Origin of the sequence: Arsukibacterium sp. (assembly GCF_036735525.1) — a bacterium.
Taxonomy (GTDB): domain Bacteria; phylum Pseudomonadota; class Gammaproteobacteria; order Enterobacterales; family Alteromonadaceae; genus Alishewanella.
The window spans coordinates 1-18,119 of the sequence record NZ_DAINOE010000017.1 but is presented as its reverse complement, the minus strand read 5'-3'; the positions used below and the strand labels follow the sequence as shown (position 1 = coordinate 18,119).

Sequence of the window (18,119 nt, the reverse complement as noted above, 5' to 3'; positions counted from 1 at the left end):
TAGGACTATGGCAAAAGTAAGCACATTGCCGTTTAGTTATGATATGCAAAGATACTTAACAGCAGGTTGTATTTGGTTAAGTTATCTTGTTTTAGGTGCTATCATCACAGCAAGCCCCGCAGCAACCCAAAGCATTTATCGTTGGCAGGACAGCAATGGCATCACCCATTATAGCCAGCAAGAACCCTACGCTACTGATTACCAGCTTATTCGTATAACTCCCCCAAAAGCAAATAAAGCAGCCTCCTTACAGAGTATACGCTCCGCTAATGAGCGGTTAGCGCTACTCTGTCAGCAAGCAATAGAGCGCAAAGACCTTCTAGAAGGCCCGAATACGCTTTATGTCAAACCCACTGAGCAATCGCTGTTGCGGATGCTGAGTGAAGAAGAGCGCCAGCAGCAATTAACCTTGACTCTGGCGCAAGTGGAACGCTATTGCCATCAGGCGGATTAGCGCAGTCCATTAATAGTAAAATGCTGACCATCGTGGTCAATATTCAGCTGGCTACCTGGCACTATAGTGCCTTGCAGCAGCACTTGCGCCAACGGGTTTTCCAGATAGTGCTGAATAGCCCGCTTTAATGGTCTGGCACCAAATAAGGGATCAAACCCCACCGCGGCCAGTTTATCCATTGCCGCTTCACTGACCTGCAGTTGGTAATCACGCTGCGCCAAACGTTCAGTTAAACGTGCTAACTGAATACCGGCAATTTTGCGAATTTGCTTGGTATCCAACGGGTGAAACACCACGGTTTCATCTAATCGGTTTAAAAACTCCGGCCGGAATTGTTTTGCCAGCACCTCCATCAACATGTCTTTCATTTGCAAATACTCAAACTCCCGGTAATGCTCCTGAATCAAATCAGAGCCTAAATTTGAAGTCATGATGATGACACAATTTTTAAAGTCGACAGTTCTACCCTGACCATCGGTCAGTCGTCCGTCATCCAATACCTGTAATAAAATATTGAATACATCCGGATGAGCTTTTTCAACTTCATCCAACAGAATAACCGAATAAGGTTTACGCCGCACCGCTTCGGTCAGATAGCCCCCCTCTTCATAACCGACATAGCCCGGCGGCGCTCCCACTAAACGCGACACAGCATGTTTTTCCATAAACTCAGACATATCAATGCGTACCATCGCATCGGGGCTGTCAAATAAAAAGTTTGCCAGCGACTTGGTTAACTCGGTTTTACCTACGCCTGTTGGCCCCAAAAACAAAAAAGAGCCAATAGGTTTATTAGGATCTGACAATCCTGCGCGTGAGCGACGAATAGCATGCGCCACAGCGGTGACAGCTTCATGCTGCCCAACGACCTTTTCATGCAAGGCCTGCTCCATTCTTAGCAGTTTATCGCGCTCACCCTCGAGCATTTTACTGACCGGAATACCGGTTGATTTGGATAACACATCCGCAATCTCGTGCTCTGTGACTTTATGGCGCAGCAGTGTCATCTCCTGCATCTCAGCCTGACTGGCTAAATCAAGGCGCTTTTCCAGCTCTGGTATGCGGCCATATTGCAACTCTGACATCCGTTGCAAATCGCTGGCACGGCGCGCCACTTCTAAATCCAGCCGGGCCTGCTCTAATTCTGCTTTGATATTTTGGGTACCTTGCAAGGCCGCCTTTTCAGACTCCCATACCTCATCTAATTCGTTGTAGCGGATTTCCAGCTCTTGGATTTGCTCCAAAATACTATCACGCCGCTTTTTGCTGGCCTCATCAGACTCTTTGGCCAGCGCATTATCTTCCAGCTTTAACTGAATAATTCGACGCTCTAACCTATCCAGCTCTTCTGGCTTAGAATCCATTTGCATACGGATACTTGACGCCGCTTCGTCTATTAAATCAATAGCCTTGTCCGGTAATTGTCGATCACTAACATAACGATGAGACAAGGTTGCCGCCGCCACTATCGCCGGATCAGTAATTTCGACCGCATGATGCAATTCATAGCGTTCTTTTAAACCACGTAAGATAGCAATGGTGTCTTCGACACTTGGCTCTTCAACTAATACTTTTTGAAAACGCCGCTCTAATGCCGCATCTTTTTCGATATATTTGCGATATTCATCCAAAGTGGTGGCGCCCAAACAATGGAGCTCACCCCGGGCCAGCGCCGGTTTTAACATATTGCCGGCATCCATAGCGCCATCAGCTTTACCTGCACCCACCATGGTATGAATTTCATCAATAAATAAAATAACCTGGCCTTCTTCTTTGGCCAGTTCGTTTAACACCGCTTTTAAGCGCTCTTCAAACTCTCCGCGGTATTTGGCACCCGCCAGCAGTGAGCCCATATCCAATGACAATACCCGCTTATCTTTCAAGCCTTCGGGTACTTCTTTGTTAATGATACGCAGCGCCAGCCCTTCGACAATGGCAGTTTTACCAACACCAGGCTCACCAATCAATACCGGGTTATTTTTAGTACGGCGTTGCAGCACCTGAATACAGCGGCGGATTTCTTCATCACGGCCAATCACCGGATCTAACTTGCCGGCTTCTGCTCTGGCAGTTAAATCAATGGTGTATTTAGTCAATGCCTGACGGGTATCCTCAGCATTGGCATCATCCACTTTTTGACCGGCCCGCAGCTGCTCAATGGCCGCACTGACTTTATCTTTGCTAATGCCAAGCAAACGCAAAATATTGCCTAATTCAGATTTATCTTCAGTAGCCGCTAATACCAGCAGCTCGCTGGAAATAAACTGATCTTTGCGCTTTTGAGCTAATTTATCGCATTGTTGTAATAACTGTGCCGACGCCGCAGACAACTGTAAATTGGCGGCATCGCCTTCAACTTTGGGTAAACGTTCAATCGCATGGCTGACTTTAGAGCGCAGCTCATTAAAGTTGATGGCCAGCTTATTTAACAGTTCCCGTACCGTGCCGCCTTCCTGATTTAATAAGGCGTACATTAAATGCACTGGCTCGATATATTGCTGATCACGGCCCAGCGCTAAAGATTGCGCGTCGGCAATGGCTTCCTGAAATTTACTGGTAAATTTGTCTAGTCGCATGGGGCTCTCCTACAAGCACAAGCTGATGTACTCTAAGATTGGGCGGCTTTGCTGCAATTTCAAGCAGGAAAACGTCAAAAATTTGACTTAGATCAGCTAATCCAGATGGCAGAGGCCATACGCCCGGTCTGGCCATCACGACGGTAGGAAAAAAAACGCTTATTATCGGTATAGGTACAGTAGTCCCCACCATATACCTGCTCGACACCAGCTTGCATCAGGACCAGCCGTGCCAGTTGATATAAATCTGCCCGCCACTGCCCTTGTGCATCCAAAGTAAAAGCACTGTGATTAACAGCGGCACGCGCAACAAAGGCCTGCTGTACTTCAGACCCCACGGCAAAAGCGCTCGGCCCAATGGCGGGTCCCAGCCATACCTGTAATTGCTGAGGTTTAGCGCTAAAACACTGCAACGTTTGCTCAATGACACCGGCTAACAAACCACGCCAACCCGCATGAATCGCCGCCACTTCATCAGCTGCCTCACTACGGACTAACAGCGGCAGGCAATCCGCGGTCATGACCGTACACACTCGCCCGGCCATATTGCTATAAGCAGCATCGGCAGTGACCGTTCCTGATGGAGGGAATGCTGTCTGGGGTGACAGGCAAAGTACCTGAGTGCCATGTACCTGATTAAGCCAAACCGGCGCTGCGGGCATTTGTGCTAATTGCGCAAAACGCTGCCGGTTTTGCCACACCGCGTCTTTATCATCACCTACATGATCGCCTAAGTTAAGCGACTCATGCAGCCCCTCTGATACACCACCAAGCCGGCAGGAACTAACAGCGCTAATTCCCGGCAGATCAGGCCAGTTTGGGATAATCAATTCAGGCATAAGCGCATTCAGACATAATCCAAACCATGTTGCTGCGTGTCGGCACGCAGCGCGGCATTCAATTGCACCATGTCATCCGGCAAGGGGGCATGCCACTCAAGAATTTCACTGGTAATAGGGTGAGCCAAGCGCAGCATAATGGCATGCAGCGCCTGACGCTTAAAATTGCGCATTAATACCATCAAGCTTTCTTCCGCTTTACGCGGTGGTCTTGGCCGGCCGCCGTACACAGGATCGCCCACCAGCGAATGGTTGATAAAGGTCATATGAACACGGATTTGGTGTGTACGGCCAGTTTCTAAACGCAAACGCAGCCGGGTATGGGCTCGGTATTTTTCCATAACCCGGTAATGGGTTACCGCAGGTTTACCACCTGGGCTTACCGCCATCTGGGTTCTTTTGGTTAAATGCCGGCCAATAGGCTCATTAATTAAACCGCCACCGGTCATGGCGCCATAACAGACCGCTTCGTACTCACGGGTAATTTCACGGGCTTGCATGGCATCCACTAAGTGTGTTTGCGCTGGTATGGTTTTGGCAATTACCATCAGCCCAGTAGTATCTTTATCCAGCCGGTGCACTATGCCAGCCCTTGGTACTTCAGCAATACCAGGGCAATGGTGCAGTAACGCATTTAATAAGGTGCCATCGGCATTACCCGCGCCCGGATGAACCACTAAACCGGCGGGGTTATTGATCACTAAAATATGCTCATCTTCATAAACAATATTCAGATCTATAGCTTCTGCTTCAAAACGCTGATCTTCCGGCGTGTCGGCGAGTATATCAACCTGCTCGCCGCCAAGCATTTTTTGGCGCGGCGTATTGGCCAGTTGCTGATTGACTTGCACAGCATCGGCCAGAATCCAATCTTTTATGCGTGAGCGTGAATAATCAGGGAACATTTCGGCTAAAACCTGATCTAAGCGCTTACCAAAAAGATGGTCAGGTACAATTTGTGAAAGTTTTATCTGTTTTGTCATGACGGAAGCAGTTATCCTGTGTGCAACCCCAACCAGTCTGGGGTAAAATTGCGATAACATGTATTTTAACGATTTTACTCAAGACTAGACAGCCATTTAGCTTAAGTAGTAACGGATTTTTAGATGAAAGCAAATATTATACTGATAATTCTGTGTGCAGCCGTGTTAAGCGCTTGTGCTGGCAAACCGAAAGAGCCGCCTCAAGCCAGTACACAAAGTGCTCAGGTGATGTACCAACAAGCAAAGGATGTACTGGACTCTGGGCTTTATAATCGTGCTATTGAATTGCTACGCGAAGTAGAAAGTCGTCATCCTTTCGGCCCTGTAGCCCGTCAGGTGCAGTTAGATCTGATCTTTGCCTATTACCAGTCCGGAAATGTGCCACAGGCATTAGCCAGCATTGACCGTTTTATCCGCTTAAATCCCAATCAGCCAGATTTGGATTATGTTTACTACATGCGTGGTATGAGTAACCTGAAAACGGACGAAAATACCTTTCAGGAATTTTTTGGGGTAGACCGTGCCGACCGCGATCTCAGCAGTACCCGTCAGGCTTTTGAGGATTTCAAAATTTTAGTTACCAACTACCCTGACAGTAAATACAGTGATACCGCTAAAAGACGCATGGTCGAAATTAAAGATACCCTGGCCCGGCATGAGCTGCTGGTCGCAGACTATTACTTACGTCGTGGTGCCTATTTAGCGGCAGCTAATCGCGGTAAATATGTGGTTGAGTACTTCCGTGATTCACCACTGGTAGAACAAGCGTTAGAAGTGATGGTAGAGAGTTATGGCCAACTGGGTCTGACCAAACTTCGTGACGACAGTTATCAGGTACTAAAATTAAACTTCCCTGACAACCAACGCTTCTAAACCTCGTTAATAATACTTTTAGCACTAAGCTCCCTTGTGGAGCTTAGTGCTTTTTAAATCGCTTCCAGTGCTTCAGACAGCTTAGTTACCCCTATCACTTCCATCCCTGCTATCGCTTGTTTAGGTGCATTAGCTTTTGGCACGATAGCGCGTTTAAAGCCATGCTTAGCCGCCTCTTTTAAACGCTCCTGACCACTGGGCACCGGCCGTATTTCGCCTGCCAAGCCTACTTCGCCGAATACCACTAAATCATTTGGTAAGGGTTTATCTCGAAAGCTTGATACCAATGCCAGTAAGGTGGCTAAGTCGGCACTGGTTTCGTTAACTTTTACGCCTCCCACTACGTTTACAAATACATCCTGATCGGCCATCTGAATACCGGCATGACGATGCATTACTGCCAAAAGCATAGAAATCCGGTTTTGCTCCATGCCTAGGGTGACCCGTCGCGGGTTATTTAGCGGCGAATAATCGACTAAGCCCTGAATTTCAACCAGCAAGGGCCTGGTCCCTTCCCATAGCACCATCACAATACTGCCCGACTGATCTTCTTTGCCACGGGTTAAGAAAATGGCAGAAGGATTCTTTACTTCTTTCATGCCCTGACCTGTCATGGCAAAGACGCCCAACTCATTTACCGCACCAAAGCGGTTTTTAGTGCCCCGCAAGGTGCGATAGCGGCCATCAGCATCACCATCGAGCATTACCGAGCAATCTATACAATGCTCCAGCACTTTAGGGCCGGCTAAAGAACCGTCTTTCGTGACATGGCCCACCATAATAATGGCGACATTATGCTGTTTGGCAAAGCGAGTTAAAAAGGCGGCACTTTCACGCACCTGAGAGACACTGCCTGGTGCTGACTGTATATCTGCCAGTTGCATCACCTGTATCGAGTCAATCACCATAATGCGCGGCAGAGCCTGTTGTGCCAAATGACAGATGGTTTCAACATTAGTTTCAGCCAACATATTCAAATGTTCCATCGGCAAGCCCAATCGTTGTGCCCGCATCGCTACCTGTTGCAATGATTCCTCACCAGTGACATAAAGTGCCCCGCCACTGGCCGCCAACTGACACATCATCTGCAGCAATAAGGTACTTTTACCCGCCCCAGGGTGGCCACCAATCAGAATTGCCGAGCCAGGCACTATGCCACCACCTAATACCCGGTCAAATTCACTGAAGCCCGAGCTAAAGCGCGGTACATCCTGCAAATCAACCTGATCCAGACGGATAATAGCGGCCTGTGTGGCACCAGCATAACCATCGGCACGACTATGTTTCGGTTTAATCGCACCCAGCCTGACTTCCGTTATACTGTTCCAGGCACCACATTCGGTGCACTGGCCCTGCCAGCGCATAAAATCGGCACCACACTCATTACAAACATAGCCGGTTTTTTGTTTTGCCATAAATAAAATTTCTCAATTTGAATGAAAGGCATAGATATTGCTTTTCAATTTATAACCACGTAGCGTAACCTTGATTATAACCAGAAGCTGCCAGTATTTTGGCACTAAACTAGTAAAACTATGACTGCAGCCGATTTAAAAGAACATCAGCATATTATTGACCAGCTTAAAGCGCTGACCAAGTCGGCTGAGTTTGAGCCGTTATTTCTACAGCTGACTGCCGATTTAGCAAAATCAAAACAATTTTTGTTAAAAATGGAATTAAAAAGGCTAGCGCAGCCTTGCGATTTTTTTATTGATTTGCGTGGCCACGTGGATGGTGAGGTTCGCCCTTATAATTACCGCGACAAAACTCATTATATGGATGATCAGGCAGTTCGTTTATTTGAAACAGGCATCGCTCAGTTTGGTCAGTATACCCTTGGCGTATACGAAGAGGTGATGAACGCAGATAATAATTTTCGAGTCATGCACCGGAAAGAGACAGCTCAGCGGCTGCAAAGCGTATTACAAAAAAACACTTTGACGACTACCGCTTCAGAACCCGAACCAGAGACCTCTGCAGATAACAACGATGGTATTAAACTGATCCAATTTGGCCATTATATCAGCCGTCGTGAAGAACGAATGAATTTCGGCATTGATGTAGAAGTGCGCTTTGATAATAATCGATTTATGGCCAGTACCAGCGATTTATCAGTGTCAGGCTGCAAATTGAAAATCCCTAAAGGCCGTGAGGCTGAAGTGGGCCAGCACATAAATATCGCCTTTAAAGGTTTAGAGCAGGAGTTTACACTGGAGTTGGCGCATGGCGTCGATTATCAGCTACTTGATATTGAGCAGCAGGATAAATTCAGTTACTGGCGATTAAAACGTCTTGCCGATGACCAAGAACAGCAGTTTAGTCGTTTTTTACAACAGTTTATCCATGGCAATAAACGCCGCTATAAAGTGAATTTAGATAATGCAACTGATGCTGTCATCACCAAGGGGTATGAGCAGTTTTTTTTACCTCATATCAATTGCTTACCTGTTTTTTTCAATCTAATGGATAAAGTGGTTACGGCCCGTTTTGCCTTAACCACTGATTACAATAAACACATCTGGCATTATTTTTTAGATGAACAACAGCAGCCTGTATTGCCAGCGCTGTTAACGGCAAAAAGACTCAACCAGCTGTTAAAACAAGACACTGAGCAAAAATCGGCTTTACTCTACACGTTTACCCACGCCGCCAAAGGTAAGCTATATTTTTACAGCGCGACCAATATTGAACTGGAGGAATCGCTGGCACTACGCCAGTTATTCTTTGGCTTTGGTGCCGGTAAAAACAGTTTTCGGGTATTTCAGTTATGCCTGCTGCGCACCTCAGATCAAGATGCCACCCAGCATTACGCCGTCCCGGCTGGCGCCCACCAGCAAAGTGAAGTAGCAACACGACCACCGCCACTCATTCAGGGGATCATCAAAACTCTGAGGTTTATTGTCAGCCTGACCGATATTAGCCAACAACACAGCTCTTTTTGGTATCAACAATATACATATGCCCCTGAGCAACTTCGAGAGCTAAATCAGTTTGCCTGTAGGCGGGCAGCTATAACCGCCCCGTGCGAAGCCATACCGGTGCACTATGTTAATCTAAGGGCTGAATCACGTTATTTATATAAAACCAGTATCAGCATTGAACAAGGTGCTGACCTGCCCTCCATTCAAGGATTTAGCAGAGATTTTTCCGCTGGCGGACTGCAAATTGAAACAGAACAAGCTGTGACATTCAGTAAAGGCCAGCGGGTATTACTGGCGTTACCAGATCTGCAAAAAATCACTAATAAATTTCAGCTTCAACAGTTGCCTTACGAAGTCATGGCCGTCAGCAAAAGTAAAACCATTATGAATTTGCGGGTCCCGCCCACCGAGCAATCCCATCCAGGTCGGCTGTTTTTTCAGCAGCTAATTCAAAGTAACAGGGCGAAACTGACCCTGGCGGAAGAAACGCCAAAATATCCTGGTATGTCTGAAGCCCTTCGAAACATGTACTTAAAAGTGCAAAACAGCTTTGCTTTTTATGTGCATCGCAAGGGGATCCGCTACGATGTGAATGTGGTTGGCCGTGGTTTGCAGCTCAATTTACTGCACCGCTTATTAAGTTTACCGCAAGGCCAGGCTGATACACTGCAGCTGGAACCATTGTTGCAAAATAACGCGGCGAATTTGCAATTTGCCAGCCAGCTAAAAAACATGAAACGCTTTGATGCCCCATACAGCTATGAGTTATATATGCGCTTGTCAGCGGGCAGTGTCGATCCGGCCAAGTTAAGCAGCCATTACGACTATGAATTCAACACCGAACAAGACAAACAAGATTTTATCCGCCAGGCTTTGCAGCAGGATCTATTATTTGCATTTAAAATATTTCTATCCAGAACTGGTCGACTTGATGCCGATTACATCACCAAAGAACTTAATTACATTAGCATTTATGCTATTCACAAAGCTAAATCACTGGAAGAGGAGTTATGGAGCGTGGCTGGAGTAGGAGAAGTACTGGATATCTCTGCTGAAATACCGCTTCGCTTTGGTATTGAATTAACGGCAGAACAACAAAAGCGGCAAAAACAGTTTCTGTTACAAGTGTCGCAACCAGTCAGCTAAATGCTGAAAATGCTCTTCTCTGGCTTCAGCATGCGTCAGCATCGAGATATGATCATAGCGATGCTTGCTTTGAGCAGAATGCTGTAACAGGGTAAAACGCGCCTGTTGCTGTGCGGTTTCTTGTATAAACTGCTGTATATCATGTGGATGCCCTAATAAGGTATCTGCTGCCGCAGCAAAGTGCCATAGTGGCGGCCAGCTTAGCTGCCTGCATGCAGCGGCATAGTCAAAGCCATCAGTTATATCCGTAAATGGTGCACCGGCAATCCACGGTAAAGTATCATTTAAAAAACGTTTTGGCTCGTCGTCAGCACCAAATCGCCAGCGTTTAGCGGGAATAAAACCATATCTCCTTCCCAGCCAGGGCGCAAACTGCTGCCAGAGCCAGTCAATTTTTATCCGCCGCTGCCAGTTTCGCACGCTAATCACTCTTTTAGTACCAAAACACACTTTTGCTTTAATTTTAGTTACTAACTTAGGATGTCTGGCTAAGCTGGCACTAACTAATACCCCTCCCCAAGAATGAGCTATCAGGGTTACAGGCTGTTGATGTAACTGGTAAATATGCTCAATTAACGCTGGGATATCATCGCAAATGGCTTGTTGCTGACTCTGATCAAAGCCACTGGAGACATGTGGCTTTGACAGACCCCGACCGGCCAGATCGGCGCAATAACCAACAAAGCCCTGATCGGCCAAAAAACAGGCTAAACCTTTTCCAGACGGGCTGTAAAAGATGCGGCCATTTTCGATGGCGCCATGAATATAAAGTACAGGCGACAAACAGGCTTGCATAGGCATCAGCCTACGTAAGTGTAATTGATAACTGTGGCGCTCGAGATACAAAGAGGTTTGCTGATGCTTCATGCCTCATCCAATAAATAAAGCAGTTGCAATAAGGATCCCTGCCGGATGGCAGCCTTAGCGGCCCCCTGCACTTTCGGTTTAGCGTGAAACGCAACCCCCAGCGTTGCCTTGGCTAACATCGGTAAATCATTAGCGCCATCACCAATAGCCACGGTTTGTTCAGGCTTGATTTTATACTGACTGGCAAGTTGCTGTACAACACTGGCTTTAGTATTGGCATCGACAATCTCACCCAGCACCTTACCAGTGAGTTTGCCATCAATAATCTGCAACTGATTAGCAAAGGTCGCTGTTAATGCCAGTTGCTGCTTTAATGCCTCGGTAAAGTAAGTAAAGCCACCGGAGGCAATGGCCACCTGCCATTGATGATCCTGCAGATGCTGAACTAACTGCGGTAAACCTGACATCAACGGCAGCGCAGACAACACTTGCTGTAATACTGATTCTGGCGCCCCAGCAAGAGTAGCCACCCGTTGGATTAAACTTTGCGCAAAATCCAGCTCACCATTCATGGCCCGAGCCGTAACTGCTGTCACTTGCTCCCCGACACCAGCCAATTTGGCGATTTCATCGATGCATTCAATCTGAATGGCCGTAGAATCCATATCCATTACCAGCAAACCCGGCTCAGTCAGGCTAGGGGCAGCATCCAGATAGACTAACTCACCAGAAAAGCTCGCTGCCAAGGTTTTGAGTTGATGTTGCGCAATGTCATCCAGTGCTTGCGGTAATTCGATTAGCCAACCCGCGGCTAATTCAGCGTGCGGCTTGTAGCGGCGAACCACTACCCAGTTGTGCAGCAAGGGCAGCATTGAAAACAGCTGCTGCAGCTGCGACCAATCGGGTATAGCGGCAAACAAACGAATGCTAGCCTTGCTGGGCGTAACGACAGGGAGGTCATCAACAAGGGCAGTCAGCTCAGCTAAAGGCTTATCACAAGCGAGCTGCAGTTGCTGTTGGTAACAACGCAGATACCATACTGGCCTTAATGCCATTAACTGGGCGGGGGAATACTGAGCGGTTAAAGCTGGATCACACTGATATATAAACGCCACAACTCGACCTATACTTAATGCTTATACCATGGCATCCTAAGTCGCACTGGTGAAAGCAACTGATTGACTGACAAAATATGCAGCACAATATCGCAATACCTCAGTCTACATCAAGTTATATTAAGTTGTTGCAGTTACTGTTAGCCGTAGTCCTGCTCTGGTTTGTATTACATAGCTGGGTGTTAGCGAAACAGCAGGGGCATTACTTGTTACAACAACACAGCCAGCAGCTGATGCGTGAAACCCTGTATGCGTTATCCCACACTGCCGCTTATCTGATTAACAGTGATCAGCTTGAAGGGCTCGAGCAACTTACCCAACATATCGCGGCCAATCCTTATTTGCATGATGTAGTCATTTATGATTCCAATGGCGTGAGAATGAGCTGGTCGCAAAATAGCAGCAGTGCCCGGCTGCTTTATCACCCCGAGCAAACAGAGCCTTTGCTGGCAATGGTGGAGGAAATCCGCCTTGAGCAGCAGTTACTTGGCTACATAAAAATTAGCGTTAAAACCGATGCCAGCTTGTTACCAGGATATGCCGACTGGCAGCTATTAATGCAACAGTTTCTCGGTTTACTGTTGATGGCAGGTATCACAGTGTTTTTGTTAAAGCGTGGTTTTACCCGCTGGTCACGCCAGTCAGTACGATGGCAAGGCCCTGGGCGCTCGCATTAAGCACTCAGTTTTAAAACCTGCTGCGTGTTTTGCCACAATTGCTCAGCAATCTGCAAAGCCGGTTCAGTGCGTAGTTGGCAAAAAACACTAAACACCCGTGCCAATTGTGCCGGTGTATTGATTGTCCCCTGAAAGCCTGCCAATGGCATGGCCGGTGCATCGGTTTCCAACACAAAGCTGTCGAGCGGTAACATTTTCACGGTATTGCGTGTTTTCTCGGCCCGGTCATAAGTAATAGTGCCGCCTATACCCAGCTTAAAGCCCAAATCCAAAAATTTTTTTGCTTGTTGTTGGCTACCCGAAAACGCATGCAAAATGCCCCCTTTACTAAATTGATGTGGCTTTAGTGCGGCCAGCAACTGTGGCTGGCTCTTACGATGATGCAAAATAAGCGGTTTAGCATAGTACTTAGCCACCGCAATCTGCGCGTCGAACAATTGCTGTTGCTTGTCAAAGGTCGCTTCTGGCAACGCAAAATCAAGGCCAATTTCGCCAATGGCGCAAACGGCCGCAGTATGCAGTTTCAACTGTTGGTCTAGCAGCGCTATATGAGTAAGGTCGTGTTTTTCTGCCCACCAGGGGTGAATACCCAGTGCAATATGCCAGGCGGGTTGTAACGCATGCATTTCAAGTAGATTTTGCCAGGCGGCCTGCTCGACCGCAGGGATCAGTAACTCAGCCACCCCAACCGCTTGTGCTTGTTGCCAGTGCAGCGCATGCCCGGCAGCCAGGTCAGGTAAATCAAGGTGGCAATGACTATCGAACAACTTAAAACAACCAGGTCGTAGATGACTAATATCAGCTGCGGCATCAGCACTCAGGGACATAGCCGCTCTATTTGCCAAGTATTATCCTGTTTTAGGGAATACATGAAGCGGTCATGCAGCCGGTGCTCACCGCCCTGCCAAAATTCAATTTTGTGTGGCCGAACTAAAAATCCGCCCCAAAATGATGGTAAAGGCACTTCACCCTGCTCAAACTTATGTTTTATTTCCGCAAATTTTTGTAGCAGCGCCTGACGGGTAGAGACCGGCCGACTTTGTTCTGAGGCCCAGGCGGCCAGCTGGCTTTCTTTCGGCCGCGATAAAAAGTATTTCACTACCTGACTGCTCGGTACCCGCTCGGCCGTACCGTAGACAATCACCTGCCGCTCTAGTGGGTGCCACGGAAAATGCAGGCAGACTTTGGGGTTAGCACTCAGCTCTGTTGCCTTACGGCTACCAAGGTTGGTGTAAAAGGTAAAGCCCTGCTGATTGACATCTTTTAGTAATACCAGCCGCTGTGACGGCTGGCCTTCACTATCGACACTCGCCACGCACATCGCTGTCGGATCCGGTAACTCTGCCGCTATAGCATCTTTTAACCAGGCCTCAAACTGCACGACTGGATCGGCATTAAGCTTATCCAGATCCAATTTGTCTTTAATGTAGCTGCGGCGAATATCGTCAATCTTCATTACATGCGCTCCATTACCTCAATACCGAGCAAGTCCAGGCCTTGTTTGAGCATCTGCGAGGATAAAATACTGAGCATTAAACGGCTATCACGAACATCTGGTTCAATGCCGTCTTTTAATATAGGACAGGCTTCATAAAAGCTCATATACAAGCTGGCCAGTTCGTACAGGTAATTACACAGCAAATTAGGTTGGGCATCTTTCATCACCAACTGCAAGGTTTCTTCAAAACGTAACAGTTTTACTGCCAGCTGTTTTTCCTGCTCAGCACCAATCTGGATAGTGGCTGAAAAATTGTCTGCCACCGCCGCCTTGCGCAAAATGCTGCGTACCCGGCTGTAGGCATATTGTAAATAAGGTGCCGTGGCGCCTTCAAAGCTCAGCATCGCATTCCAGCTAAAGATATAATCACTGCTGCGGTTTTTAGAGAGGTCGGCAAATTTTACCGCGCCTATCCCTACTTTACGCGCCACTTCAGCCATATCCGCCGCGCTTAACTCTGTCGCCTTTTCCTGCACTACCGCAGCCGCTCTGACCACCGCTTCTTCCAGTAATTCAGCCAGCTTAACAGTACCGCCGGTACGGGTTTTAAAGGGTTTACCGTCTTCACCCATCATGGTGCCAAAAGGGCAATGATCGTAAGTGGTGGTGTCACGCAGATAACCGGCTTTACGAGCAACCAGTTCCACCTGTTTAAAGTGCAGTGCCTGACGCGCATCGGTAAAAATAATGACTCTGTCAGCCATTAACTGATGGCTACGGTACTGGCATGCCGCTAAATCGGTAGTCGAATACAAAAAGCCACCACCGGTTTTTTGCACGATAAAAGGCGAAGGATTACCCTCTTTATCTGCCAGCTCTTGCAAAAACACCACTAGGGCGCCCTGATCTTCCACTGCCAGCTGTTTGGCTTTTAAATCATGCACTATCGTCTGCAGCATCTTGTTATAAGCACTTTCAGGCTTAATGTCTGCATGGCTCAGGGTCACGTTGAGTCGCTGATAGACCTCCTCGCTGTGCTTGATTGAGGTATCTATAAATAATTGCCACAACTTTTGGCAATGACTGTCACCGCTTTGCAGCTTTACCACATAATCACGCGATTTATCAGCAAAGCCCGCTTCATCATCAAAGCGTTTTTTTGCTTCGCGATAAAAATCTTCTAAATCAGCTAAAGCGACCTGCTCTAAATCGACACCCGCTGCCAGTTTATCTTCCAAATGCGCGATCAGCATACCAAATTGGGTACCCCAATCGCCCATATGATTCTGCCGCATCACCCTGTCCCCCCAAAATTCCAGCGTGCGCACTACCGCATCGCCGATAATAGTGGAGCGTAAATGGCCAACATGCATTTCTTTGGCTAAATTGGGCGCCGAATAATCCACGACCACTGTTTGCGGTTGAGGGTTAACACTGACGCCAAGCCGGCTATCACCAACGGCTTGCTGTAATTGTGCTGCCAGCCATTGGTTATCCAACGTGACATTAATAAAACCCGGGCCTGCTATGTCAGTTTTTGCCGCTATGCCTGCTAATTGCAACTGTTGTACTAACTGCTCTGCCAATTGGCGCGGATTGGTTTTTAGCCACTTAGCGGCGGACATAGCACCGTTAATCTGATAATCACCAAACTCAATACGCGTACTAACGGTAACAGCGGCATTGGTATCAGCAGGTAAGCCCAGAGCAACAAAAGCGGCCTGAGTTTTTTCGGTAAGTAATTGCTTAATGTTCATGCTGATAGCCTGTTAGTGTTCACGGGTTTTGTGGAAAGAAATTTTTGGGTAACGCTCTATCGCCAAATTCAGGTTAACCATAGTCGGCGCAATGTAAGTCAGGTTGTCACCGCCATCCAGCGCCAGGTTGTTGCTGGCTTTATTCTGGAATTCCTGCAATGTCTTGCCATCCTCACAATATACCCAGCGAGCAGTGGCCACGTTGACACTTTCATACATTGCATCGACGTTGTATTCTGATTTTAAGCGGCTCACTACGACATCAAACTGCAGCACACCAACGGCACCTACAATTAAATCGTTATTATCCAGTGGCCGGAACACCTGTACCGCGCCCTCTTCGGATAATTGCACCAGGCCTTTTAATAATTGCTTTTGCTTCAGCGGGTCACGTAAACGGATACGCCGGAACAGCTCAGGGGCAAAGTTCGGAATACCAGTAAACTGCATATCTTCACCGGTGGTAAAGGTGTCACCAATTTTTATCGTGCCGTGGTTATGCAAACCGATAATATCACCCGGATAGGCTTCATCCAGATGCTCGCGATCTCCGGCTAAGAAGGTCAATGCTTGCGGGATCAGCACGTCTTTACCAATCCGCACATGCCGGACTTTCATGCCTTTCTCATATTTACCAGAAACAATACGTAAAAATGCTACCCGGTCACGATGTTTCGGATCCATATTGGCTTGAATTTTAAAAACAAAACCGCTGAAGCCTGTCTCAGATGGCTCCACCTTGCGGCTATTGGTTAACCGCGACTGCGGCTTAGGTGCCCATGCGGTCAAACCGTCGAGCATATGATCAACACCAAAGTTACCCAAGGCTGTACCGAAGAACACCGGGGTTAATTCGCCTTTTAAAAACAACTCCTGATCAAAGTCATTACTCGCGCCCTGCACCAACTCCATTTCTTCACGCAGCTGAGCGGCATAATAGCCAATACGTTTATCGAGCTCAGGGTTATGCAGGCCTTTAATAATATCGACGTCTTGAATAGTATGGCCCATACCAGATTTATACAAAATGACCTCATCACGCAAAATATGGTACACCCCTTTAAATTCTTTACCTGACGCTATAGGCCAGGTGATAGGTGCACAGGCAATATTAAGTACGTTTTCAACTTCATCAAGCAAATCAACAGGATCGCGGATATCGCGGTCCATCTTGTTCATAAAGGTGATAATAGGCGTATCTCGCAGCCGGGTCACTTCCATCAATTTAATGGTGCGATCTTCAACGCCCTTGGCACCATCAATCACCATTAAACAAGAGTCTACTGCGGTTAAGGTGCGATAGGTATCTTCCGAGAAATCCTCGTGACCGGGTGTATCTAACAAATTGACGAGACAGTCATTATAAGGAAACTGCATAACAGAGGTAGTAACAGAGATACCGCGCTCCTTTTCCATTTCCATCCAGTCAGACGTAGCATATTGACCAGACTTTTTCCCCTTTACCGTACCAGCTTTTTGGATCAGGTTACCAAACAGTAATACCTTTTCAGTAATAGTGGTTTTACCGGCATCAGGGTGCGAAATAATTGCAAAAGTGCGTCTGCTCTCTATTTCGTGCAGAAATTTATCTTTATTCATGGTATCCAATATCAGTGAGCAACCAGCTAGCTGGCTGAAAAAACAATGTCAAAATAATTGCTGCGGATTATAGCAGCATCACTGCCGCTGGCACAGTACAGGATTAATTGGCAAAACGCAGTGGCAGGCACAGCATGAGCGCATCTTCTTTACCAGTGGCACTGCTGTAGTAGTTTGGCCGACAGCCGGCCTCAATAAAACCATGCTTTTGGTATAAATGAATTGCAGCGTGGTTAGAGGCTCTGACTTCTAACCAGGCCTCCGTAGCACTACGCAGCTGAGACTCGGCAATAAAATGCGCAAGCAATGTTGCGCCGAGCCCTTTACCTTGCTGATCGCTGCGTACACAGATATTAAACAACTGACTTTCGATAGCAATAAATTGGCCAAAGTAAAAACCTAATAACTGCTCATCACCAAAGATGCCAAAATTAAAGTACTGACTACCAAAACAAGACTTAAACACCCCTGCTGTCCATGGGTAAGGATTAGCGGCTGTTTCAATGGCCAGCAATGCCGGAATATCGGCAACCGTCAGGGCTCTAATCAACATATTCAATCAGTAAGGGTTGTAGCAGTAACCATAGCTGCCGTTTAAGTTCCGTTTGTTTGAGCTTCTCAAGTATAGGCGTGATCAATAGCTCATTGTCAGCTGAAAGTCTGCATTCATTTGCAGCAGGGTCAAGTAGCCAACCACTTACAGAGCTCGTCGCCAGTAAGCAGTTGATATCATCAGACAGCACACTTTGCTGAGGCAACAACAGTTCAGTCGGACTGCTGGCTAAGTCATTGTTGTTGGTTGTATGGTTTGGGAAAAAATCGTCACGAGCATGCAAAGGCTTAATATTAAGCTGACGAAGTAATTGAGATTGGCTTGCTGATATATTCATAATACAGATAAGTGGCAGGGGCAGAGGGATTCGAACCCCCAACC

16 protein-coding genes are annotated in these 18,119 nt (G+C 47.3%); 4 read left to right on the top strand and 12 right to left on the bottom strand.

The window, feature by feature from the left end; genetic code table 11:
- Nucleotides 1–7: 7 nt before the first annotated feature.
- A complete protein-coding gene (locus V7D78_RS05320) occupies nt 8–454 on the top strand; it encodes a DUF4124 domain-containing protein (RefSeq protein WP_333607398.1) in 447 nt (148 codons plus the stop codon).
- Here the strand turns inward: V7D78_RS05320 and clpB are convergent.
- The 3 genes from clpB to rluD all read right to left on the bottom strand — a co-directional run bounded on the left by clpB (nt 451) and on the right by rluD (nt 4,852).
- Nucleotides 451–3,030 (bottom strand): ATP-dependent chaperone ClpB, encoded by a 2,580-nt coding sequence (clpB, locus tag V7D78_RS05315; RefSeq protein WP_333607397.1) that lies wholly within the window; start codon nt 3,028–3,030, stop codon nt 451–453. The genes V7D78_RS05320 and clpB overlap by 4 nt on opposite strands.
- Nucleotides 3,031–3,122: 92 nt before the next feature.
- Nucleotides 3,123–3,869 (bottom strand): peptidoglycan editing factor PgeF, encoded by a 747-nt coding sequence (pgeF, locus tag V7D78_RS05310; RefSeq protein ID WP_333607396.1) that lies wholly within the window; start codon nt 3,867–3,869, stop codon nt 3,123–3,125.
- An 8-nt stretch (nt 3,870–3,877) separates the two neighbouring features.
- Nucleotides 3,878–4,852, bottom strand: a complete 975-nt coding sequence (gene rluD, locus V7D78_RS05305; protein ID WP_333607395.1) for a 23S rRNA pseudouridine(1911/1915/1917) synthase RluD — start codon at nt 4,850–4,852, stop codon at nt 3,878–3,880.
- A 123-nt stretch (nt 4,853–4,975) separates the two neighbouring features.
- On the opposite strand from rluD, the gene V7D78_RS05300 reads away from it, so the two are divergent.
- Nucleotides 4,976–5,725 carry an outer membrane protein assembly factor BamD gene (locus tag V7D78_RS05300; RefSeq protein ID WP_333607394.1) on the top strand — a complete coding sequence of 250 codons (750 nt, stop codon included), beginning with the start codon at nt 4,976–4,978 and terminating at the stop codon, nt 5,723–5,725.
- A 53-nt stretch (nt 5,726–5,778) separates the two neighbouring features.
- Here V7D78_RS05300 and radA read toward each other — a convergent pair whose 3' ends face one another.
- Entirely contained in the window at nt 5,779–7,140 is a 1,362-nt protein-coding gene (gene radA / locus V7D78_RS05295; RefSeq protein WP_333607393.1) for a DNA repair protein RadA, read from the bottom strand.
- Nucleotides 7,141–7,260: 120 nt separating this feature from the next.
- Between radA and V7D78_RS05290 the strand changes: the two genes are divergently transcribed.
- Nucleotides 7,261–9,792 carry a PilZ domain-containing protein gene (locus tag V7D78_RS05290; protein WP_333607392.1) on the top strand — a complete coding sequence of 844 codons (2,532 nt, stop codon included), beginning with the start codon at nt 7,261–7,263 and terminating at the stop codon, nt 9,790–9,792.
- Here V7D78_RS05290 and V7D78_RS05285 read toward each other — a convergent pair.
- Nucleotides 9,766–10,659 carry an alpha/beta fold hydrolase gene (locus V7D78_RS05285; protein WP_333607391.1) on the bottom strand — a complete coding sequence of 298 codons (894 nt, stop codon included), beginning with the start codon at nt 10,657–10,659 and terminating at the stop codon, nt 9,766–9,768. The genes V7D78_RS05290 and V7D78_RS05285 overlap by 27 nt on opposite strands.
- On the bottom strand, nt 10,656–11,714 hold the full coding sequence (serB, locus tag V7D78_RS05280; RefSeq protein WP_333607390.1) for a phosphoserine phosphatase SerB: 1,059 nt from the start codon (nt 11,712–11,714) through the stop codon (nt 10,656–10,658). Before serB ends, V7D78_RS05285 begins: the two co-directional genes overlap by 4 nt.
- Before the next feature lie 77 nt (nt 11,715–11,791).
- Here serB and V7D78_RS05275 point away from each other — a divergent pair, with 77 nt between their 5' ends.
- Nucleotides 11,792–12,391, top strand: coding sequence for a hypothetical protein (locus tag V7D78_RS05275; RefSeq protein ID WP_333607389.1), 600 nt, complete (start codon nt 11,792–11,794; stop codon nt 12,389–12,391).
- Here the strand turns inward: V7D78_RS05275 and V7D78_RS05270 are convergent.
- The 6 genes from V7D78_RS05270 to V7D78_RS05245 form a co-directional block, all read right to left on the bottom strand.
- Entirely contained in the window at nt 12,388–13,218 is an 831-nt protein-coding gene (locus V7D78_RS05270; protein WP_333607388.1) for a TatD family hydrolase, read from the bottom strand. The two genes, V7D78_RS05275 and V7D78_RS05270, sit on opposite strands and share 4 nt — an antisense overlap.
- Nucleotides 13,209–13,847 carry a pyridoxamine 5'-phosphate oxidase gene (gene pdxH / locus V7D78_RS05265; protein ID WP_333607387.1) on the bottom strand — a complete coding sequence of 213 codons (639 nt, stop codon included), beginning with the start codon at nt 13,845–13,847 and terminating at the stop codon, nt 13,209–13,211. The genes V7D78_RS05270 and pdxH overlap by 10 nt, the downstream gene beginning before the upstream one ends.
- Nucleotides 13,847–15,586 carry an arginine--tRNA ligase gene (argS, locus tag V7D78_RS05260; protein ID WP_333607386.1) on the bottom strand — a complete coding sequence of 580 codons (1,740 nt, stop codon included), beginning with the start codon at nt 15,584–15,586 and terminating at the stop codon, nt 13,847–13,849. Before argS ends, pdxH begins: the two co-directional genes overlap by 1 nt.
- 12 nt (nt 15,587–15,598) lie before the next feature.
- Nucleotides 15,599–17,185, bottom strand: a complete 1,587-nt coding sequence (prfC, locus tag V7D78_RS05255) for a peptide chain release factor 3 (RefSeq protein ID WP_333607385.1) — start codon at nt 17,183–17,185, stop codon at nt 15,599–15,601.
- A gap of 103 nt (nt 17,186–17,288) precedes the next feature.
- A complete protein-coding gene (rimI, locus tag V7D78_RS05250) occupies nt 17,289–17,738 on the bottom strand; it encodes a ribosomal protein S18-alanine N-acetyltransferase (RefSeq protein ID WP_333607384.1) in 450 nt (149 codons plus the stop codon).
- Nucleotides 17,728–18,119: hypothetical protein (locus V7D78_RS05245; RefSeq protein WP_333607383.1), on the bottom strand; the 392-nt coding region annotated here is incomplete at its 5' end. The genes V7D78_RS05245 and rimI, both read right to left, overlap by 11 nt.